Origin of the sequence: Variovorax sp. EBFNA2, assembly GCF_033802765.1 — a bacterium.
Taxonomy (GTDB): domain Bacteria; phylum Pseudomonadota; class Gammaproteobacteria; order Burkholderiales; family Burkholderiaceae_C; genus Variovorax; species Variovorax paradoxus_H.
The window spans coordinates 2,024,755-2,044,355 of record NZ_CP138496.1 but is presented as its reverse complement, the minus strand read 5'-3'; the positions used below and the strand labels follow the sequence as shown (position 1 = coordinate 2,044,355).

Here is a 19,601-nt window from a genome sequence, read left to right as displayed (position 1 = left end):
ATAATGGAAAGTACCTAGCCCGCAGCCCCTTCCCGAGGGATCACGCGGCGTTGGCGGCCGGTGTTTCCGCAAAGTACGCCATGGCCGCCAGCACCCCGCTGCCGGCCACCGGCACGCCTGCCAGCTTGAAACCCATCTCGACGCCGGTCAAGGCGGCCATCAGCGTCAGGTCGTTGCAGTCGCCCAGGTGGCCGATGCGGAACATGCGGCCCTTGAGCTTGCCCAGGCCCGCGCCCAGCGACAGGTCGAAGCGCTGGTGGATGAGGCGGCGCAGCGCATCGGCATCGACGCCCTGCGGCGTGATGACGCCGGTCAGCACGGGCGAATGCACGCGCGCGTCGGCGCACTGCGTCGGCAGGCCCCAGGCCTGCACGGCGGCGCGCACGCCGCGGCCCCAGCGTTGGTGGCGCGCGAAGATCACGGGCAGGCCCTGCTCGAGCACCATGTCCAGCGCCTCGCTGAGGCCGTACAGCAGGTTGGTGCTCGGCGTGTAGGGCCAGTAGCCGCCCTGGTTCATTTCGATGATCTCGTCCCAGGCCCAGAAGGCCTTGGGCAGGCGCGCCGTTTTCGCCACCTCGAGCGCCTTGGGCGACACCGCGTTGAAGCTGATGCCCGGCGGCAGCATGAGGCCCTTCTGCGAGCCGCTGACGGTGACGTCCACGCCCCATTCGTCGTGCCGGTAGTCGGCGCTCGCGAGGCCCGAGATGGTGTCGACCATCAAGAGCGCCGGATGGCCCGCCGCATCGATCGCGCGGCGCACCGACGCGATGTCGGAGGTGACGCCGGTCGAGGTTTCGTTGTGCACCACGCACACGGCCTTGATGTGGTGCGTGGTGTCCTGGCGCAGGCGCTGCTCGATGAGGTCGGCCTGCACGCCGTGGCGCCAGCTGCGCGGCAGGCCGGTTTCGTCGCTGCCTTCGAGCGCGAGGAACTCGGGCTCCAGGCCGAGCCGGCGCGCCATCTTCTGCCACAGCGTGGCGAAGTGGCCGGTCTCGAACATCAGCACGTGGTCGCCGGGGCTCATCACGTTGACCAGCGCCGCCTCCCACGCGCCGGTGCCCGACGCGGGATAGACGACGACCGGGTGCCGGGTCTGGAACACCTGCTGCAGCCCGCTGATGACCTTCTTGCCCAGCGTGGCGAACTCGGGCCCGCGGTGGTCGATGGTCGGCAGGCTGATGGCCCGCAGGATGCGGTCAGGCACGGGGCTGGGGCCCGGGATCTGCAGGAAGTGGCGGCCGCTGGGATGGTTGTCGAGCGCGATCATGGATGTGTCTCCGTTCTGTGTTCTGGTTGGGGGATTGAAAGGTTCTAGAGCTGCACCGACGCGTGGCCGATGCCCGGGAATTCAGCGGTGACGAGGTCGCCCTCGCCCGCTTCCAGAATGCCGACCCACGTGCCGGTCGTGACCACCGTGCCGGCCGCGACGGTCTCGCCGTGGCGCGTGGCATGGCGCAGCCACACGGGCAGCAGCCAGGCGGGGTCGCCGAGCGAATGCGTGCCGCGGCGCATCACGGTGGCGCGCGCGCCGATGCGCACTTCGCAGGCCTGCGCGGCCCAGTCGCGGGCCACGAAAGGCACCCACTCGCCGAGCACCAGCGCGCCGTGCGATTGCAGGTCGGCCAGCTTGCACAGCGCGGGCGCGTCGATGGCTTCCTGCCAGCGCGAATCGACGACTTCGATCGACACCGCCATCGCATCGATCAGGGCGCGTGCGCTGTCGACATCCAGCGCAGATGCCAACGCCGCATCGACATCACGCCCGATCCGCAGCGCGATCTCGGCCTCGATGCCGCGCATGTGGAACGGCCAGTCGCCCGCCGTTGCCGGGCTGGGCCACACGCCGCGCGGCGGCAGCGGTGCGTGGGTCAGCACCGCATCGCGCGACGGACCGCCGGCTTTCCAGTAGCGAGGCGGTGCCATGCCGAACCAGCCGAGCGCCTGCGCCACCTGCTGTTGCACGGCGTAGGCATCGTCGGCCTGCGTGAGCAGGCCGGCCACTTCTGCCGCCGGACACGCGACGTGTTCACCGCGCGCACGAACCAGCGCGCCGGCGACAACTTCGATTCTTGAAAGGGACATGTCGGTGGCCTCCAGTGATCCCAGAAAAAAGAACAAGACATTCAGAAGCTCGCGCGCAACGGCGCGAGCCCCTTCACCTGCACCCGCACGGCCGTGCCCTGCGAGGCGAACAACATGCCGGTGCACGAACCGGTCGTCACGACCTGGCCGGCCCGCAGGCCTTCGCCCCGGGCCGCGCCCTGGTTGGCCAGCCACACGAGCAGCGCGCCGACGTCGGGGTGCGTGTGCTCCCCGACCGTGTGGGCCACGACCTGCTCGTCGAAATGCATCACGACCTCGGTCTGTGCCAGATCGAGCCACGCGCGCTCGAAAGGCACGGGCTCGCCGAGCACCAGGCCGCCGTGGCACAACAGGTCGGCCAGCAGTGCCGAGGGGCTGGCGTCGAGCCAGTCGACCAGCCGGGTTTCCGCCACCTCGATCACGGGCAGCACCGACGCGATGGCATCGGCGACCTCGTCGCGCGTGTAGGGCGCTGCGCGCGGCGGCAGGTCGGCGCCGAGGCGAAATGCAATCTCGGCCTCGACGCCGCGCAGATGCCATGCGCCACCGACCAGCGACGCGCCGCCCGCCACCAGCCCTTCGGCCGGCAGCGGCGCGCACACGGGCTCGCGGCCCGGCGCACTCGCGCCGACCTTCCAGCCGCCGACCGCGCCGAGCGCCGCCAGCGTCGCGTCCTGGATGGTGTAGGCCGCGCGCCAGTCGTGCAGCGGCAGCAGCGAGGACATCACGCGCCGGCCGTCGCGCCGCGCGCGGCACAGCGCCTGCGCGGCCTCGGCCGGCAAGAGCTGCGGCGCGACGGCCTCGGCCAGCGTCACAACACGGGGAAGCGCAGCCACGGATGGGCCTGTTCGAACGAGCGCGCCAGCGCGAGCAAGGCGTCGTCCGCCCCTTCGCGCGCCACGAGCTGCACGCCGACGGGCATCGATCCCGCAAAGCCGCAGGGCAACGCGATGGCGGGCAGGCCCACGGCGTTCGCGAAGCCGGCGAACACCGCGTGGCCGCGCGGGCCGACCTCGCGCCCGTCGATCCGCGTCGGGTGCGTCTCGCGGGCCGGCCACGGCAACGCGGCGGCCGCGGGCGTGAGCAGGAAGTCGTAGCGGTCGAACAGCTGCGCGAGCGTGTTGCGCAAGCGCTCGGCCTCGTACAGCAGCTCGAACAATTCCGACGCGCCGGCCTTGCGGCCGTTCTCGGCATTGGCCTGCATCGCGGGGCCGAACAGCGACGGATCGAAGGGCCGGCTCGACAGCTCCTGCGGATGCGCCACCAGCCAGGCCAGCCCGACCTGCGCCAGCAGCGGCCAGCGCTGGTTGACGGCCTCGACGAGGCCGAAGTCCTGCGCCGTCGTGACCTCGTGGCCGAGCGCCGCCATGTGGCGCGCGGTCGCTTCGGTCAGCGCCGCGATCTGCGGATCGACCGGGTGATCGCCGAAGCGCGGAATGAAAAGAATGCGCGCGCGTTGCGGGCCCGCGCCCTCTTCCACCGGCCGGTCGCCGATCACCTGCATCACCGCGGCCACGTCGGCCACGCTGCGCGCGATCGGGCCCGCGACCTCGAAGCCGAGAAAAATCGGCGGCAGCCCATCGCCGCGCGGCACGCGTCCGCGCGAAGGCTTGAAGCCGACGAGGTTGGTGTGCGAGGCCGGCCGGCGGATCGAACCGCCGCCGTCGGTGCCCAGCGCGATCGGGCAGCCGCCGGCGGCCACCAGTGCCACCGCGCCGCCCGACGAACCGCCGGGCGTGAGCGTCGGGTCCCACGGGTTGCCGGTGGGGCCGAACACCGGGTTGTCGGTGTAGCCCTGCATCGTGAACTCGGGCACGTTGGTCTTGCCGAAGATCACGGCGCCGGCTTCGCGCAGCTTCGCCACCGGCAGCTCGTCGCGCTCGGCCACGCCGCCGGCCAGCGCGCGGCTGCCCCAGTGCGTCGGCAGGCCGCGCACCTGCAGGTTGTCCTTGATGGTGACGGGCACGCCGTCGAGCGCGCCCAGCGCCCGGCCGCTGCGCCAGCGCGCGGTGCTTTGCCCGGCCGCGTGCGTGGCGCCTTCGCTGTCGAGCGTGATGAGTGCGTTGAGCCGCGGGTTGACCTCGGCGCTGCGCTGCAGGCAGGCATGCAGCGCGTCGGCCGGGGTGAACGCCGCCTCGCGATAGCCGGCCGCGAGCTGCGCCGCATCGAGTTGCCAGAGCGGTGTGGTGGTGTGCATCGGGGCGTGCCTCACATGTGCGCCGGCAGCCACGTCACCAGCTGCGGCACGGCCATCAGCAGCAGCGTGAACGCGATCATGATCAGCGCGTACGGCAGCGCACCCCAGATCGCGTCCTGGATGCCGCCCTTGTCGGGACGGATGCCGTGCACCACGAACAGGTTCATGCCCACCGGCGGCGTGATCAGGCCCAGCTCGCACATCAGCACGATGAAGATGCCGAACCAGATCGGGTCGATGCCCACGGCAATCGCGATCGGGTAGGTGATCGGGATCGTCGCCACCTGCATCGACAGCACGTCCATGAACATGCCCAGGACCAGGTAGAACACGATGAGCGCCAGGATCAGCCCGGTGGCCGACAGGCCCTGGCTCGCGACCCACTTCGTCATCGCTTCGGCCACGCCCGTGAGGCTCACCGTCAGGTTGAGGATGAAGGCGGCCACGACGATCAGCAGGATCATGCCGCTCACGCGCGCCGTCGAGATGAAGCAGTTGCGCAGCAGCTCCCAGTTGAGCTTGCCCGACTGCCAGACGAAGCCCAGTGCCGCGAGCACGCCCAGCGCCGCACTCTCGGCCGCCGTGGCGATGCCGAAGTACAGGCTCCCCATCACGATGCCGAACACCACCGCCGGCGGCACCAGGTGCACCAGCACGCGCAGCCGTTCGCGCAGCGGCACCTTGGGCTCGCGCATCGCGTTGCCGCTGGCCAGGCTCGAGATGGCGATCCACAGCATGAAGCTCAGCGTGAGCAGCAGGCCCGGGATGATGCCGGCCACGAACAGCTTGCCGATCGAGTTGTTGGTGAGCGAGCCGTACACGATCATGTTCACGCTCGGCGGAATCAGGATGCCCAGCGTGCCGCCCGCGGCCAGGCTGCCCAGCGACGCGCGCATCGGGTAGCCGCGCCGCTGCAGCGACGGCAGCGCCACCGTGCCGACCGTGGCCGCGGTGGCGACCGACGAGCCCGAGGTCGCCGCGAACAGCGCGCAGCTGCCGATGTTGGTGTGCAGCAGCCCGCCCGGCAGGCGGCCCAGCCACGCCGACAGCGCGATGTACATGCGGTCGGCGATGCCCGAGCGCAGCAGCAGCTCGCCGAGCAGCACGAACAGCGGCACCGAGGTGAGCAGGCTCTCGTTCTGCACGCCCCACACGACCGGCGCGATCGAGTCCATGAACGGCGCGCCGTAGGCGGCAATGCCGCCGATGATGCCGATGGCCGCCATCGACACCGCAATCGGCAGGCCGAGCAGCATCAGGGCGAGCATCGCGAAGAATGCGAATCCGATCAGGGCAATGTTCATGGTGCGGCTCCTTCGGCCTGCTGCCGTGCCTTGAGGTCGTCGAGTTCTTCCTTGAGCTCTTCCTTCGCGCTCTTCGGATGGAAGTCGCTGTTCAGCGTGCGGATGTCGCCGCTGGCCAGCAGCCGCGTCGCGCGCCAGGCCAGCGCGCAGGCCACGCCCGCGAAGATCACCAGGCCCGCGTACCACACGCCCTGCGGAATGATCAGCGGCGTGGCCCAGGGCGTCTGCGCGGTGCTGCGGTAGGCCGTCGTGTCCTGGATCACCTTGAACGCGACCCAGGCGATGAACAGCGAGAACACCGCCAGCGAGACGATCGAGAGCCAATTCAGCAGCGCCTGCACGCGCGGCGGGAAGCGCTCGTGGAACACGTCCACGCGGATGTGGTTGCGCCCCAGGAGCGACAGGCTGAAGGCCAGCGTGGAGCCGACCGCCAGCGCATAGCCGCCCAGCTCGTCGGCGCCCTGCAGCGAGATGTTGAACAGCTTGCGCGAGATCGTCTCGATGGCGACGACGAAGGCCAGCCCCAGGAAGATCGCGCCGAAGGCCGTGGCCAGCACGGTCTCCATGCGGGTCCTGAAGTCGGCGCGCCGGGTGTGCGCAGAGGCCGCCGTGGCGGATTGCCGGTCGCGGGTCATGGCGACGCTGTTCATTGCAGGCCCAGCACCGGTGCCACCGTCGCCTGCCAGGTCTTCAGGCAGGTGGGGTTCGACTTGTTGCACACCTCGGCCCACACCGGCAGCGACACCTTGGTGACCGCGCCGCGCAGCAGTTCGGTGTCGGCGGGCGCGACGGGCACATCGACCAGCTTGAACTTCTTGCCGGTGGTGCACGGGTCCTTGCCGGCGTTGCAGTTCAGCGCATCCTTGAAGAGCTCTTCGGAGTACGTCCACATGTCGTCGCTCAGCGTGTCGAAGGCCTGCTTCATCTTGACCTTGGCATCGGGCGCCAGCGCGTTCCACGACTTCATCGTCATGCCGTAGCCGTTCAGGGCCATCTGGAAGCCGATCGGCATCTGGTGCGTCGTCACCTCCGGCCAGCCCGCCGAGTTGGCCGAGCTGGGCCCGGTGATGGCGCAATCGACCACGCCCAGCGACAGCGACTGGTGCGTGTCGGCGAACGACACCGGCACCGGCGTGCCGCCCACCATCTCGATGAACTTGGCCAGGTTCTGGTCGTACACGCGGACCTTCAGGCCCTTGATGTCGGCCAGCTTGGCGATCGGCTTCTTGCAGAAAAGAATCTGCGGGCCGAAGGGCCACACGGCCAGCAGCTTCACGCCGAACTGCGCCTGCAGGCGCGCATCGACCGTGTCGAAGTAGGCCTTGGCCACCTTGCGGCCCGTGGCGTAGTCGGGCGCCGCGCCGACCAGGTCCAGGCCGAGGATGGTGGGCTCGTCGCGCGAGTTCTGCGACACGCGCAGCGACACGATGTCGAACAGGCCTGCCTTCATCACGCGCAGCTGCTCGGTGTCCTTGATGCCCAGCGTGTCGATGGGCTTGTAGTCGACGTCGATCGGCAACCCGGTGCGGGCCGCGAAGTTCTCGAAGAAGGGCTGCTCCTTGTTCTTCTGGAGCAGGCCGGTGGCCAGCGGCTGGCCGATGGCTTTCATCTTGATGCGGTCTTGCGCGTGGGCCGCGGGCAACGCGAGCACCACGGCCAAGGCAACTGTGGCGAAGGACTTGAGGCGAAGGTGGAACGGCATGAAAAACTCCAGCAGAGGTAAGTGGGAAGGAACGGGGCGGCATCGAAAGAAAGACGTGCCATTGAATCCCGCAGCGGCGCCGCGCAGCGGACTATTCCGCTGCGCGGGACAGTCGAAAAAACTGGTTTGGAATCAAGCACTTGGCGCGTTGCGCCAGTGGAAGATGCGCCGAGGGCGCAGGGCCTTCAGCGACCGCCGTAGGCGGCGGTGATCTCGTCGGCGGCGGCGCGCACGGTGGCGCCCAGGTGCAGGAAGTCGGTGCTCTTGATGCGCTGCGTCGGGCCGACCAGCGAGATCGCGCCGAAAGGCTGGCCATGCTCGTCGCGGATGGCCGCGGCAATGCAGCGCAGGCCGACCGCGTTCTGCTCGTCGTCGATCGCATGGCCCGCACGGCGCACCTCGCCCAGCGTTTCATGCAGCCGCGAGGCGCGCGCGATCGTGTTGTTCGTGAGCTTGGGCAGGCCGTAGGTGCGCAGGTACTGCAGCACGTCTTCTTCCGACATCGCGGCGAGGATCGCCTGCCCCATCGCGGTGCCATGCAGCGGTGCACGAAAACCCGGCTTGCCGATGGCGCGCATGAGTTCGCGGCTCTCGACCTGCGTGACGAACACGATGTCGCCCAGGTCGGCGATGCCCAGGTTGATGCTCTCGCCGGTGCTGTCGCGCAGCCGGCGCATCACCGGCAGCGCCAGGTGCGCGATGCGGCGGCGCCGCCCGAAGGCCGCGCCCACCGAGAAGCAGCGCACGCCCACGTACCAGAGGTTGGTCTCGCGATCGAACTGCACGAAGCGCCGCTGTTCGAGCGTGGTGAGCAGCCGGTGCGCAGTGGACGACGACAGCCCCGTGTGCGCCGCGATGTCGACCAGCCGGAAGCCTTCGTCGTCCTCCGCGAGGAGTTCGAGCAATTGCATGGCGCGCGTGAGCGACTGCACGGTGCTGTCGTGGTCGCGGTCGATGCGGGTGACCTTGGGGGCCTTGGCGGGGGTGCGCGGCGAGCTGGCTGTCATGGCGGGCCTTGTGCAAATTGCGTGCCATCCGGCCTGCCCGTCCGGCACGCCATCCGGTGGCCGATGGTCTGCGACAACGTCCGCGTCAAAAACAGTGTTTACACCAATGTTGACATTTTTTGGATCACCGGCGGGTGGTGTGCCCTCCGGGCCGGGAAAGGACGTCGGCCGGCCTTCTTGCGCCCCCTTGAGGGGCGCAGCAGGGTCGCGACGCCCCGAAGTGGGGGGACGTGCGCGAGATCAGGGGGTTGCGCGACGCCTTACACGCCGCTGCCCTGAGGATGGGTCGCGGCCTGTTCGCGGCCCCACGGCGGCGCGCACTCGAACCCGGCCACCCAGCGCTGCATCTGGTCGGCCGGCATCGGCTTCGCGATGCCGTAGCCCTGGGCCAGCGTGCAGCCCATGGCAAGCAAGGCTTCGCCGTGGTGCAGCGTCTCGACGCCTTCGGCCACGGCCGTGCGCCCGAGTGCCTTCAACAGCAGCAGGATGCCCTGCACGATCGCGCGGTCGGCCTCGCTGTCGAGCATGTCGCGGATGAACGACTGGTCGATCTTGACCGACGACACCGGCAGCTGGCGCAGGTACGTGAGCGACGAATAGCCGGTGCCGAAATCGTCGATGGCCACCGCCACGCCGAGCGCCTGGCACGCCTCCACGAAGCGGGCCACCGTGGCGAACTGGCTGATGGCCGTGGTCTCGAGAATCTCGAGCTCCAGCGCCCCGCGGCCGAGCTTCGGGTACTGCGCCAGTTGCTGCGTGAGCCGGTCGACGAAGTCGTGGCGCATCATGTGCAGCGGACTCACGTTGACGCTGACCGACATGCGCAGGCCCGCCTCGAGCCAGTCGTGCAGTTGCCGCAATGCCGTGGCGACGACCCACTCGCCGACCTGCTCGGCCAGCGCGTCGTCCTCCAGCAGGGGCACGAAATGGATCGGCTGCAGCAGGCCACGCTGCGGATGGTTCCAGCGGATGAGCGCCTCGGCACCCACCACCACGCCGCGGCGCATGTCGACCTTGGGCTGATAGCACAGGAAGAACTCGCCCTGCACCAGGCCTTCCTGGATGCGCTGGCGCTGGCGCACCACCTGTGCGTCGGCCTGCGCCTGCGGGGCGTCGAAATAGTGCACCTTGCCGTCGGCGGCACGCTTGGCGAAGAAGGCCGCATGCTGGGCGTCGCGCAGCGCAAGTTCGGGCGCCGGGCCGCTGCTGTCCATCAGCCGCGCACCGAGGCTGGCGCACAGGTCGGCGGTGTGCCCCCGCCATTGCCAGGGTTCGGCCAGCGCGATCAGGATGCGCTCCAGCACCTCGTGGCATTGCGAAAACCCGAGCCCGGCGAAGACGGCCGCGAACTCGTCTCCGCCGATGCGTGCCGACAGCGACTCGCGCGGCAGTTGGGCCTTGATGCGACGGGCCGCCTCGACCAGCGCGGCATTGCCGCCCGCCATGCCCAGGCGCTGGTTGAGTTCGCGGAAGCGATCGAGGTCGATGTCGCAGACGACAGCAAGGCGCTTCCCGGCGCGCGCCCAATCCGCGATGAGCGGAGCCAGCACCTCGTCCGGAGGAAGGCGCCTCAACGCTTCGTCGGGCGACGAGATGACATGAGCGGACTCGTTCGGCACAGGTGGGCGTTCCGAAAATCAAAAGCGGCTGTTGCCCGGATTCAGCCTGCCCGAGCCGGCCATGGCAAGGTATTTTTCGCGGACGGCCTGCACGAACGGGATTCCCTGGTTCTTGCTACCACCAAAGAACTCCTCCTTGCCATCGGCAGTCGGCAGTCGGGGGCCATCGTCGAGTGGATTCGGGGGCCTGTTTACGCAGCCGCCGGCCGCATCGCCGTGCACACGCGATTGCGCCCTCCCATCTTGGCCGCGTACAAGGCCTTGTCGGCGGCCTGGACCAATTCCTTCGGGGGTCCCGAATTCAGCGCAGGGCTGAACGCATCCACACCGGCGCTCAGCGTGACGAAGCCGTCGGGGGTTCCGGCGTGCACGATTTCCAGGTCGCGAACCGCGGTGCGGATTCGCTCCGCCAGGACGGCGGCATCGGCCACATCGGTATTGGGCAAGAGCACGGCCAGCTCCTCCCCGCCGTAGCGGGCGGCAAGATCGCCCGGACGGCGGGATGCAACGCTTGCGATCGTGCGCCCGATCGTCTGCAGGCACTCATCGCCGGCCGTATGGCCGTAGATGTCGTTGTACTGCTTGAAGCAATCGACATCGATCAGGATGAGCGCCAGGGTGCTCGCGTTGCGCATGGCCCGGCTGAATTCGCTGTCGAGCGCCACGTCGAACTGCCGGCGATTTGCCAACCCCGTGAGACCGTCCTCCATGGCGAGGGTGTTCAAGGTCTTGTTGAGCGTCTCCAGCGCGTCGCGCGCCCGCAGCAGTTCGGCCTCGGACTTGCTTCGCAGTTCCATCTGCCTGACCAGCCGCCATCCCACGAAGCCGACGATCAACGTCAGGAGCGTGACGCCGCCCGTATGCCAGAGCGTTTCCCGCCACCAGGCAGCCAGGATCTCGTCCTTGGAGAGGGCTGCGGCAACGAACAGCGGATAGTTGGAAAGACGCCGGAAGCTGTTCAATCGCGTCACGCCGTCCTGCGCCGATTTGATTTCGGCCGTTCCTGCCGGGCCCTGGGTTGTATAGGCCTGGAAGAGGCCCGTTCCCAGCATGCTTCGTCCGACCATGTCGGTGCTGTACGGCCGGCGAGTCATCATCGTTCCGTTCTCGAGGATCAGCGCAACGGCGCCGGCCTGCCCGATGTCGAGGCTTTCATAGAACTTCAGGAAGAAGGCGACCTCGATCGTCGCGAGCGCCACGCCGGCGAAGCTGCCGTCCGCGTGGTTGATGCGCCGGGACACGGGAACGAGCAGTTTGCCGTTGGTCCGGCTCTTCACCGGAATGCCGATGTGCGGTCCACGGTCCTCGTGCTCGCGATGGAAGACGAAATACTCGCGGGTCGCGTTGTTCAGGTTCTGCGGCGGGATCTGCCGGGAATTCGCGACCCAGTTTCCGTCCTTGTCGTAGACGTGAATTCCGTCCAGTTGCGGGAGTTCGGCCACCTGCATGGCGAGCACCGTGCGAAGCCGCGCGACGGCGGCCGGCTGCGTGCCGTCGTGTTCGATGCGCTCGACGATGCCGACCAGCGCAGTGTCTGCCTGCTTGATCGTGTCATCCGCCTGCTGCGCCATGGCACGCGCCAGGTTCGACGCCGCGACGCTCATCTGCTGAAGCTGCTCCGCGCGCGAATTCCAGCTGTTCCAGCAGTCGAGCGCCACGAGGGCCAGGCAAACGACGGTCACGAAGGCTGTCGTTCGAAAAGTGATGGAGGGTCGGCGAAACACGGTGTCCTTCCGGGGCAGCGGCATCTGGAGCGCTGGCGCGACTTTGACACATCTCCGGGCGGATTCGTCGCTTTTGCCCGGTCGGGTGTGCGGTGCAAACAGGCCGACCGCCCATCGCCCCGATTTCCGCGCACTTGAGCCGCCCCCAGTGATCCATTGCGGCCGGCCTGGCGTAGGAAGAGAAGACTCTCTCTTCCTGCACCCACCGCCATGCCCCAAGCCTCCAGCACCTCGACTGCCATCCATTGGGTTGAACAGGGCCTGGTGCCCGACGGCGCCGTTCGGCTGGGCGTGCGGCGGCTGCTGCGCCAGCGCCTGGTCGAACTGGACAGCGGCAACCCGGAAGCCGTGGCCCGGCGTTCGGAGGCATTTTTCGATGGATTGCGGGAGGCGCCCTTGGCGCTGCTGCCCGAGAAAGCCAACGAGCAGCACTACGAGTTGCCCGCCGAGTTCTTCACGGGCGTGCTGGGGCCGCACCGCAAGTACAGCTGCTGCTGGTGGCCCGAAGGGGTGCAGACGCTCGAGCAGGCGGAGGCGGCAGCCCTGGCCGAAACTTGCGCACGCGCCGGCCTGGCGGATGGGCAGCGCATCCTGGAGCTGGGCTGCGGTTGGGGTTCGCTGAGCCTGTGGATGGCCGAGCACTTTCCGGGCGCCCACATCACGGCGGTTTCCAATTCGCACTCGCAACGGCTGTTCATCACGGCCGAGGCTGCTGCACGCGGACTGGGCAACCTCGAGGTGATCACCTGCGACTTCAATGACTTCGAAACCGGCGAGCGTTTCGACCGGGTGGTGTCGGTGGAGATGTTCGAGCACCTGCGCAACTGGCCGCGCGCCTTTTCGCACGTGGCCCGCTGGTTGCAACCACAGGGGCGGTTCTTCATGCACGTCTTCGTTCACCGCGAAGCGCCCTACCCGTTCGAGGCGCGCGATGCCAGCGACTGGATGAGCCGCCACTTCTTCTCCGGCGGCATGATGCCCGGCGACGATCTCGCGCTGCGCTGCCAGGACGACTTGCGCCTGCTGCACCGCTGGCGCTGGGACGGCCGCCACTACGCGCGAACCTCGGCCGCCTGGCTGGCACGCATGGACGCCCGACGGGCCACCCTCATGCCCCTGCTGGCCGCCGTCTACGGAGAGCGCGACGCGCCGGTGTGGTGGACCCGCTGGCGGCTCTTCTTCATCTCGGTGGAAGAGCTGTTCGGCTACGCCGAGGGCAGCCAGTGGTGGGTCGGTCACTACCTGTTCGAGAAACGGTGATGCTGTCGCTCGCCTGCCTGGGCCTGGCGATTGCACTCGCCGTGGCGCTGCCGGTCTGGGTGTTCAGCATCGGCGTGCGCGACGCCAGCCTGGCGGACCGGATCTGGCCCCTGATGATCGCGGCGCCGGCGCTGGCCTACGCCGGCGCCCATGCCCGCGTGCTCGACGCCCGCAGCGCCTGGATGCTCGCGCTGCTGCTGCTGTGGGCGTGCCGACTGGCGCTGCACATCGGGCGTCGCAACTGGGGCCACGGCGAAGATCGCCGCTACCAGGCCATGCGTGCGCGCAACGAACCGCACTTCGGCCTGAAGAGCCTTTACCTCGTGTTCGGGCTCCAGGCGGTGCTGGCGTGGATCGTCGGCTGGCCGCTGCTGGCCGCGTTCGCGCACCCGTCGCCGCTGTCCTGGCTGGATGTGCTGGCGCTGCTGCTGGCCGGCGGCGGCGTGGTCATCGAGGCCGTGGCCGACGCCCAGCTCGCCCGTTTCCTGCGCGGCCCGCGCCGCGAGGATGCGGTGATGGACCGCGGTCTCTGGGCCTGGTCGCGCCACCCCAACTACTTCGGCGAGGCCTGCGTCTGGTGGGGCCTCGGGCTGGCCGCGCTGTCGGCGGGCGGAGGGGCGGTGGCGTGGTGCCTGGTGTCTCCGCTGCTCATGACCGGCCTGCTGCTCAAGGTGTCGGGCGTGGCGCTGCTGGAGCACGACATCGCCGAGCGCCGGCCTGCCTACCGCAGCTACGCGGCGCGCACCAGCGCCTTCATTCCCTGGCCGCCACGGCGCGGCGCCCGGCCATGAAGCGCCGCGCCGTGGGGCTGATGCTGGGGCTGGCACTGGCGCAGGCGACCTGCCTGGCCGTGGCTCAGGACGCCGACGAGGAAGCGGGCGAATGGCACTTCACCGCCACGCTCGACGGCAAGCCGATCGGGACCCATCGCTTTGTGGTCGGCGGCACGGCGGCGGCGCGCAGCGTCGACAGCCGCGCCCTGTTCACCGTGCGCATGCTCGGCATTCCTGTGTACCGCTATCGGCACCAGGCCGAGGAGCGCTGGGCCGGTGACTGCCTGCGCGAGCTGCGCACCGAAACCGACGACGACGGCACCCGCCAGCAGGTCGCGCAGCGTTTCGACGGCGACTGCCCGATGAGCTTTGCCTACTGGAATCCCCGGCTGGTGAAACAGCAGCGCCTGATCGACCCCCAGACGGGCAAGGCCGAGGCGGTGCGCTTCGAGCCGCTGCCCGATGCGACCCTCGAGGTCCGCGGCCAGCCCGTGCGTGCGCGCGGGTGGCGACTGCAGACGGCGCAACAGCGCATCCGCATCTGGTATGCCGCCGACAGCAAACGCTGGATCGGGCTCGACGCCGACACCAAGGGCGACCACCAACTGAGCTACCGACTGACCTCTTCTCCACGGAGCACCCCATGAAGCCATCCCCGCGCACCTTGCTCGCTGCCTACCTGTGGGCGCTCGTGTGTTTTCTGGTACTGGACGCCGTCTGGCTGTCGGTCATGGGGCCCCGCCTCTACCAGCCCGCACTCGGTGCGCTGATGGCGCCGCAGGTGGACTGGACGGCGGCCGTGCTGTTCTATGCCCTCTACCTGGTCGGCCTCGTCGTCTTTGCGATCGCACCGGCGCTGGAGGCCGACGAGCCCGCCGCGGCGTGGCGTCGCGGCGCGCTGTTCGGGCTCGTGGCCTATGCCACCTACGACCTGACGAACCAGGCCACGCTGCGCGACTGGCCCTGGGCCGTCACGGCCGCCGACCTGGCCTGGGGCACGGCCGTGAGCGGCGTGTCGGCGTGGGTCGCGGCGCGCCTCACATCCCGACCAGCGCGCCGAAGAAACGCGCAATAGCCCCGTCGAAGCGCAGCCGGCCGTCCAGCGAGGCCAGGCAGATGCACTCGCTGCCGTCCTGGACCACGGGCTGGTGGTTGATCTCGGCATCGGCCGCATCGAAATCGCCGGCGCCGAACAAGGCCCGGCCATCGTGGAAGCGGCCATGCAGCACCTGGGTGAACTCCTGGCCCTGGTGCGTGTGCTGCGGCAGGTACTTGCCAGCCGCGATGCGCAGCAGAAAGACGTTGGCCTCCGGGGCCTCGGGCACCGTCACACGGCTCCAGCGCATGCCGGGGCCGATCCAGCGCCAGGGCGTGGCACTGCAGTGCGCGAGCGCCCGCGGCCAGCGCGCACCCGGTGGCAGCGGCGGGGGCGCGCTGACCCGCACGGGGGTGGGTTCAGCGCCTTCATGCGCTTCGATCCGGGCCCAGGTGCGCGCCAGTGCATCGTCGGCCAGGGGGGCCTCGGCCAGGTCGTCGAGCAGGAGGCCGCCCACGACATCGAGGGCGCGCGCCCGCTCGCGGCACAGCGGGCACAGTTCCAGGTGGCTGGCCAGAACCAGTCGCATGCCAGCCGGCATGTGGCCGGAGGACCGGGCCAGCAGCAGGTCGTCGTCGGGGTGGTGTCGGATGTCCATCGTCAATGTTCCAGCAGGCGGCGCAGTTGGGCGACCGCCAGGCGCACGCGCGACTTCACCGTGCCCAGCGGAATGCTCAGCTGGGCCGCGATGCGGGCGTGCGGCGCGTCTTCAAAATAGGAAAGGTGCAGCACCTGCTGCTGCTCGGGCGGAAGCAGGCGCAGGGCGCCGCGCAGGCGTTCGCTCAGGCGCGCGTCGTGCAGCTGGTCTTCGACGGCCGGTTCTTCCGACTGCAGCAGGTCGAAATCGAACGCGTCGTCGGCCGACTGCACGCCCTGACGCCGCCGCAGCGCGTCCACGCGCAGGTTCCGCGCGACGGCGAAGATCCAGGTCGTGGCGGCTGCCCGGGCCGGATCGAACAGCGCAGCCTTGCGCCAGACCGTGACCAGCGCTTCCTGGGCCAGCTCTTCGGCCTGGATGGCCGGGCTGCCGCTGTGCATCAGGTAGTGCTTGATGCGCGGCGCGAAATGCGAGAACAGCTGCGCGAACGCGTCCCGGTCCTGCCGCTGCGCCACGGCCACCATCGCCTGGGCCCAGAGATCGTCGGGGCGGGCAGGCGGCGGCGAATCGGGGGAGACAACGGTCAAGAGGGACGCTCGGCGACTGCGGGGCACCGGAGTGCCCGCAGAGGGGTTGGACGGATCGGGGGCAGCGGCCATGTCCTGTTGTACGCAAAGGAGCGGCGTTCGGATCATCGCAGCGACACGCGGGCAATCCAAACGATCGTTTCATGCGTACAGGCAGCACGACTCGCCAAAGGCTCCCCATGCTGCCTCCTCCCGCCCCGCTTGCCCCGCCTGCCGCCTTGCCGATGCCTGCTTCGGTGCCCTCGGGCCAACGCATCGCCGTCGTCGGCACCGGCATCGCGGGCCTGTCCTGCGCCTGGCTGCTGTCCCGGCGCCACGAGGTCACGGTGTTCGAGAGCGAGCCCCGGCCGGGCGGCCACAGCCATACCGTGGACGCGCCGGGCCGGGACGGCACGGTGCCGGTGGACACCGGCTTCATCGTCTACAACGAGCCCGCCTACCCGAACCTCACCGCGTTGTTCCAGCACCTGGCGGTGCCGACCGCGCCCTCGGACATGTCGTTCGCCGTGAGCCTGGACGCCGGGGGGCTCGAATACGCGGGCACCGACCTGCGCGGCCTGTTCGCACAAAAGCGCAACCTCGCGCGCCCCCGCTTCTGGGCCATGCTGCGCGACTTGCTGCGGTTCTACCGCGAGGCACCGCGCGATGCGCAGGTGGCGGGCGACCAGGCGCTCGACGACTACCTGGACGCCCACGGCTACGGCCGCGCGTTTCGCGACGACCACCTCTACCCGATGGCTGCGGCCATCTGGTCCACGCCGGCGGCGCAGGTGGGCCGCTATCCGGTCGCCGCCTTTGTGCGCTTCTGCGAGAACCACGGGCTTCTGCAGGTCAGCGACCGTCCGACCTGGCGCACCGTGGTGGGCGGCAGCCGCGAATACGTGCGGCGCCTCAGCCAGCCTTTCGCCGACCGCATCCAGCTGGACCGGGCCGTGCTCGAACTGCGTCGCGAGCCGGCGGGTGTGCGGCTTCGCACGAACGCCGGCTGGTGGCCCGAGCGTTTCGACCAGGTGGTGCTGGCCACCCATGCGGACCGCTCGCTGGCGCTGCTCGACGCGCCCAGCGGTGCCGAGCAGGCCCTGCTCGGCGCCCTTCCCTACAGCCGCAACCTGGCCGTGCTGCACCGCGACCCCGCCCTGATGCCGGCGCGGCGCGCCGTGTGGTCGAGCTGGAACTACCTCGGCACGCGCGGCAGCGGTGCGGCCCCCACGGTGACCTACTGGATGAACCGGCTGCAGCCCCACCTGCCGCAGGGCGCGGCGGCCGAGCCGCTGTTCCTGACCCTGAACCCGGCGGCCAGCCCGCGGCCCGAGCACCTGATCCGCACCGAGGTCTACGACCACCCGCTGTTCGATGCCGCGGCCATGGCCGCGCAGCGCCAGCTGTGGCAGCTGCAGGGCCAGCGCCGCACCTGGTTCTGCGGCGCCTACTTCGGCGCCGGCTTCCACGAAGACGGATTGCAGGCCGGCCTGGCCGTCGCCGAAACGCTCGGCGGCGTGCACCGGCCCTGGCGCGTGGCGCAAGAGTCCGGGCGCATCCACCTGCCGCAGCGCGCGCAGACCGTCGCCTCATGAACGCGCACGAAGGCTCGGCGCTCTACGTCGGACGGGTCATGCACCAGCGGCTGCGGCCGAAACGGCACCGGCTGAGCTACCGGGTCTACAACCTGCTGATCGACATCGACGAGCTGCCGCAGCTGCACGCCCGCTTGCGCTGCTTCTCGGTGGACCGGTTCAACCTGTTCAGCTTCCATGCCGCCGACCATGGCGACGGCTCGGGGAGCGACCTGCGGGCCCAGGTGGAGGCACGGCTGCGCGAAGCCGGCCTGCCGACCGGCGGCGCGATCCGGCTGCTGGCCATGCCGCGGCTGCTCGGCCATGTGTTCAACCCGCTCAGCGTCTGGTTCTGCCATGCGCCCGGCGGCGCGCTGCAGGCGCTGCTGTACGAGGTCAACAACACCTTCGGGCAGCGGCACAGCTACCTGATCCCGGTCGCCGACGACGACGGCGCGCCCGTTGTCGACCAGCACTGCGACAAGCAGATGTACGTCTCTCCCTTCAACGGCATGGACCTGCACTACCGGTTCCGCATCGCGCCGCCGGGCGAAGCGGTGTCGGTCGGCATCAGCGTGCACGACGCCGCCGGCGCCGTGCTCAACGCGCGGCTCGACGGCCAGCGTGCGACCTTGAGCGACCTGGCGCTGCTGCGCGTGTTCATCACCCATCCGCTGCTGACCCTCAAGGTGGTGGCGGCCATTCACTGGCAGGCCCTGCGCCTGTGGATCAAGCGCGTGCCGCTGCATCCGCGACCGGCTGCTGCCCCCGACCGCGACCTCACCATCGTTTCCTCGAGCAAGACCCCATGAGCCTGACCACGCCTTCCGCCCCCGCCCTCGACGCCGCTCCGGTCTTCTCGCCGCTGCGCCGGGTGCTTGCCCGCACGCGTTTCGGCCGGTTGACCCTGAGCCTTCCGGGCGGCCGGTGCATCGAGGTGGCCGGCCGCGAACCCGGGCCGCACGCGAGCCTGCGCCTGCTGAGCTGGCGCCCGCTGCTGCGCCTGGCGCTGCAAGGTGATCTGGGGCTGGCGCTGTCGTTCCGCGATGGCCAGTGGGACAGTCCCGACCTGCTGGCCCTGTTCGAGTTCGGCCTGGCCAACGAGTCGGCCTGGGGATCGCTGCTCAAGGGGCGCACGCTGACGCGCTGGGCTGCGCGGCTGCGGCACCTGACCCGCAGCAACAGCCGGCGCGGAAGCCGCCACAACATCGCGTTCCACTACGACCTGGGCAACGCGTTCTACCGGCACTGGCTGGACGACAGCATGCTGTATTCGAGTGCGATGTTCAGCGACGCCGACGACGACACGCTGGAAGCCGCCCAGGCGCGCCGCCTCGCAGCCATCGCCGACATGCTCGACACCCCGCAAGGCGCCGACGTGCTGGAAATCGGCTGCGGCTGGGGCACGCTGGCCGCGAGCCTGGCCCGCCGGCACGAAGCCCGCGTCACCGGCGTCACGCTGTCGAGCGAACAACTGGCCTTCGCCCGCGAACGCGCGCAGGACTGGGGCGTGGCCGACCGGGTCGACCTGCGGCTGCAGGACTACCGCGACGTGCAGGGCCGCTTCGACCGCATCGTGTCCATCGAGATGATCGAGGCCGTCGGCGAGGCCTACTGGCCCACCTACTTCGCCACCTTGCGCGAGCGCCTCAAGCCCGGTGGCGTCGTGGTGCTGCAGGCCATCACGATCGCCGATGCGCAGTTCGACAGCTACCGCCAGGGGGCCGATTTCATCCAGCACTGCATCTTTCCCGGCGGCATGCTGCCCAGCCCGCGCGTGCTGCGGGAACAGGCGCAGCGCGCGGGGTTGGTGATCGAGGCTTCCCATTGCTTCGGCAAGGACTACGCGCGGACCCTGGCGGAGTGGCACCGCCGCTTCCTCGCGGCCTGGCCGCAGATCGAGCCGCTCGGTTTCGACGCCGCGTTCAAGCGCCTGTGGACCTACTACCTGTCCTACTGCGAGGCCGGCTTCCGCGCGGGGCTCGTCGACGTCGGCCTCTACCGGTTGCGCGTGGCTGAAGCAGGACCGGGCTGATCGGTCGGTGCGTCGCTCCTGATGGGCGCCGGTGCTGTCGCTTGCGAACCGGCCGGACCGAGGG

19 protein-coding genes are annotated in these 19,601 nt (G+C 69.7%); 7 read left to right on the top strand and 12 right to left on the bottom strand.

Annotation, left to right across the window (positions count from 1 at the left end):
* Positions 1-40 precede the first annotated feature (40 nt).
* The 10 genes from RZE79_RS09380 to RZE79_RS09335 all read right to left on the bottom strand — a co-directional run bounded on the left by RZE79_RS09380 (position 41) and on the right by RZE79_RS09335 (position 11,635).
* A complete protein-coding gene (locus tag RZE79_RS09380; protein WP_319360125.1) occupies positions 41-1,267 on the bottom strand; it encodes an aminotransferase class V-fold PLP-dependent enzyme in 1,227 nt (408 codons plus the stop codon).
* A gap of 44 nt (positions 1,268-1,311) precedes the next feature.
* Positions 1,312-2,082: a fumarylacetoacetate hydrolase family protein gene (locus RZE79_RS09375; protein ID WP_319360124.1), complete on the bottom strand. Its 771-nt coding sequence runs from the start codon at positions 2,080-2,082 to the stop codon at positions 1,312-1,314.
* A 41-nt stretch (positions 2,083-2,123) separates the two neighbouring features.
* Positions 2,124-2,918, bottom strand: coding sequence for a fumarylacetoacetate hydrolase family protein (locus RZE79_RS09370; RefSeq protein WP_319360122.1), 795 nt, complete (start codon positions 2,916-2,918; stop codon positions 2,124-2,126).
* Positions 2,894-4,279, bottom strand: a complete 1,386-nt coding sequence (locus RZE79_RS09365) for an amidase (protein WP_319360120.1) — start codon at positions 4,277-4,279, stop codon at positions 2,894-2,896. The genes RZE79_RS09370 and RZE79_RS09365 overlap by 25 nt, the downstream gene beginning before the upstream one ends.
* A gap of 11 nt (positions 4,280-4,290) precedes the next feature.
* The gene (locus RZE79_RS09360) at positions 4,291-5,583 is read right to left on the bottom strand and encodes a TRAP transporter large permease (protein WP_153285309.1); all 1,293 of its coding nucleotides are present in this window, start codon (positions 5,581-5,583) and stop codon (positions 4,291-4,293) included.
* Positions 5,580-6,233 carry a TRAP transporter small permease gene (locus RZE79_RS09355; RefSeq protein ID WP_319360117.1) on the bottom strand — a complete coding sequence of 218 codons (654 nt, stop codon included), beginning with the start codon at positions 6,231-6,233 and terminating at the stop codon, positions 5,580-5,582. The genes RZE79_RS09360 and RZE79_RS09355 overlap by 4 nt, the downstream gene beginning before the upstream one ends.
* Complete coding sequence (locus RZE79_RS09350) at positions 6,230-7,285, bottom strand: TRAP transporter substrate-binding protein (protein ID WP_153285311.1); 1,056 nt, start codon at positions 7,283-7,285, stop codon at positions 6,230-6,232. The genes RZE79_RS09355 and RZE79_RS09350 overlap by 4 nt, the downstream gene beginning before the upstream one ends.
* Before the next feature lie 185 nt (positions 7,286-7,470).
* A complete protein-coding gene (locus tag RZE79_RS09345; RefSeq protein WP_153285312.1) occupies positions 7,471-8,292 on the bottom strand; it encodes an IclR family transcriptional regulator in 822 nt (273 codons plus the stop codon).
* A gap of 260 nt (positions 8,293-8,552) precedes the next feature.
* The gene (locus RZE79_RS09340) at positions 8,553-9,842 is read right to left on the bottom strand and encodes a bifunctional diguanylate cyclase/phosphodiesterase (RefSeq protein WP_228121815.1); all 1,290 of its coding nucleotides are present in this window, start codon (positions 9,840-9,842) and stop codon (positions 8,553-8,555) included.
* A gap of 260 nt (positions 9,843-10,102) precedes the next feature.
* The gene (locus RZE79_RS09335; RefSeq protein WP_319360112.1) at positions 10,103-11,635 is read right to left on the bottom strand and encodes a sensor domain-containing diguanylate cyclase; all 1,533 of its coding nucleotides are present in this window, start codon (positions 11,633-11,635) and stop codon (positions 10,103-10,105) included.
* A 210-nt stretch (positions 11,636-11,845) separates the two neighbouring features.
* Between RZE79_RS09335 and RZE79_RS09330 the strand changes: the two genes are divergently transcribed.
* From RZE79_RS09330 to RZE79_RS09315, 4 genes are read left to right on the top strand one after another with little or no spacing between them, the layout of a single operon-like run.
* Entirely contained in the window at positions 11,846-12,895 is a 1,050-nt protein-coding gene (locus tag RZE79_RS09330) for a cyclopropane-fatty-acyl-phospholipid synthase family protein (RefSeq protein WP_319360110.1), read from the top strand.
* Positions 12,895-13,686, top strand: a complete 792-nt coding sequence (locus RZE79_RS09325) for a DUF1295 domain-containing protein (RefSeq protein ID WP_319360108.1) — start codon at positions 12,895-12,897, stop codon at positions 13,684-13,686. The genes RZE79_RS09330 and RZE79_RS09325 overlap by 1 nt, the downstream gene beginning before the upstream one ends.
* A complete protein-coding gene (locus RZE79_RS09320) occupies positions 13,683-14,315 on the top strand; it encodes a DUF6134 family protein (protein ID WP_319360106.1) in 633 nt (210 codons plus the stop codon). Before RZE79_RS09325 ends, RZE79_RS09320 begins: the two co-directional genes overlap by 4 nt.
* Positions 14,312-14,743, top strand: coding sequence for a DUF2177 family protein (locus RZE79_RS09315; RefSeq protein ID WP_319360104.1), 432 nt, complete (start codon positions 14,312-14,314; stop codon positions 14,741-14,743). Before RZE79_RS09320 ends, RZE79_RS09315 begins: the two co-directional genes overlap by 4 nt.
* Here RZE79_RS09315 and RZE79_RS09310 read toward each other — a convergent pair.
* Both RZE79_RS09310 and RZE79_RS09305 read right to left on the bottom strand, forming a co-directional pair.
* On the bottom strand, positions 14,706-15,362 hold the full coding sequence (locus RZE79_RS09310) for a ChrR family anti-sigma-E factor (RefSeq protein ID WP_153285317.1): 657 nt from the start codon (positions 15,360-15,362) through the stop codon (positions 14,706-14,708). The genes RZE79_RS09315 and RZE79_RS09310 overlap by 38 nt on opposite strands.
* 2 nt (positions 15,363-15,364) lie before the next feature.
* Positions 15,365-15,949: a sigma-70 family RNA polymerase sigma factor gene (locus RZE79_RS09305; RefSeq protein ID WP_153285318.1), complete on the bottom strand. Its 585-nt coding sequence runs from the start codon at positions 15,947-15,949 to the stop codon at positions 15,365-15,367.
* 179 nt (positions 15,950-16,128) lie between these two features.
* Between RZE79_RS09305 and RZE79_RS09300 the strand changes: the two genes are divergently transcribed.
* Genes RZE79_RS09300 through RZE79_RS09290 form a run of 3 tightly spaced genes read left to right on the top strand, consistent with a single transcriptional unit; the run spans position 16,129 to position 19,537 of the window.
* A complete protein-coding gene (locus tag RZE79_RS09300) occupies positions 16,129-17,523 on the top strand; it encodes an NAD(P)/FAD-dependent oxidoreductase (RefSeq protein WP_373696546.1) in 1,395 nt (464 codons plus the stop codon).
* On the top strand, positions 17,520-18,314 hold the full coding sequence (locus RZE79_RS09295; RefSeq protein ID WP_319360101.1) for a DUF1365 family protein: 795 nt from the start codon (positions 17,520-17,522) through the stop codon (positions 18,312-18,314). Before RZE79_RS09300 ends, RZE79_RS09295 begins: the two co-directional genes overlap by 4 nt.
* The gene (locus RZE79_RS09290) at positions 18,311-19,537 is read left to right on the top strand and encodes a cyclopropane-fatty-acyl-phospholipid synthase family protein (protein ID WP_319360099.1); all 1,227 of its coding nucleotides are present in this window, start codon (positions 18,311-18,313) and stop codon (positions 19,535-19,537) included. The genes RZE79_RS09295 and RZE79_RS09290 overlap by 4 nt, the downstream gene beginning before the upstream one ends.
* The last annotated feature ends 64 nt before the right edge of the window (positions 19,538-19,601 follow it).

Bases quoted from the DNA above. Each gene is read 5' to 3' on its own strand.
- RZE79_RS09380 (WP_319360125.1), bottom strand. From the start codon at position 1,267: ATGATCGCGCTCGACAACCATCCCAGCGGCCGCCACTTCCTGCAGATC.
- RZE79_RS09375 (WP_319360124.1), bottom strand. From the start codon at position 2,082: ATGTCCCTTTCAAGAATCGAAGTTGTCGCCGGCGCGCTGGTTCGTGCG.
- RZE79_RS09365 (WP_319360120.1), bottom strand. From the start codon at position 4,279: ATGCACACCACCACACCGCTCTGGCAACTCGATGCGGCGCAGCTCGCG.
- RZE79_RS09360 (WP_153285309.1), bottom strand. From the start codon at position 5,583: ATGAACATTGCCCTGATCGGATTCGCATTCTTCGCGATGCTCGCCCTG.
- RZE79_RS09355 (WP_319360117.1), bottom strand. From the start codon at position 6,233: ATGAACAGCGTCGCCATGACCCGCGACCGGCAATCCGCCACGGCGGCC.
- RZE79_RS09350 (WP_153285311.1), bottom strand. From the start codon at position 7,285: ATGCCGTTCCACCTTCGCCTCAAGTCCTTCGCCACAGTTGCCTTGGCC.
- RZE79_RS09345 (WP_153285312.1), bottom strand. From the start codon at position 8,292: ATGACAGCCAGCTCGCCGCGCACCCCCGCCAAGGCCCCCAAGGTCACC.
- RZE79_RS09330 (WP_319360110.1), top strand. From the start codon at position 11,846: ATGCCCCAAGCCTCCAGCACCTCGACTGCCATCCATTGGGTTGAACAG.
- RZE79_RS09325 (WP_319360108.1), top strand. From the start codon at position 12,895: ATGCTGTCGCTCGCCTGCCTGGGCCTGGCGATTGCACTCGCCGTGGCG.
- RZE79_RS09320 (WP_319360106.1), top strand. From the start codon at position 13,683: ATGAAGCGCCGCGCCGTGGGGCTGATGCTGGGGCTGGCACTGGCGCAG.
- RZE79_RS09315 (WP_319360104.1), top strand. From the start codon at position 14,312: ATGAAGCCATCCCCGCGCACCTTGCTCGCTGCCTACCTGTGGGCGCTC.
- RZE79_RS09310 (WP_153285317.1), bottom strand. From the start codon at position 15,362: ATGGACATCCGACACCACCCCGACGACGACCTGCTGCTGGCCCGGTCC.
- RZE79_RS09300 (WP_373696546.1), top strand. From the start codon at position 16,129: ATGCTGCCTCCTCCCGCCCCGCTTGCCCCGCCTGCCGCCTTGCCGATG.
- RZE79_RS09295 (WP_319360101.1), top strand. From the start codon at position 17,520: ATGAACGCGCACGAAGGCTCGGCGCTCTACGTCGGACGGGTCATGCAC.
- RZE79_RS09290 (WP_319360099.1), top strand. From the start codon at position 18,311: ATGAGCCTGACCACGCCTTCCGCCCCCGCCCTCGACGCCGCTCCGGTC.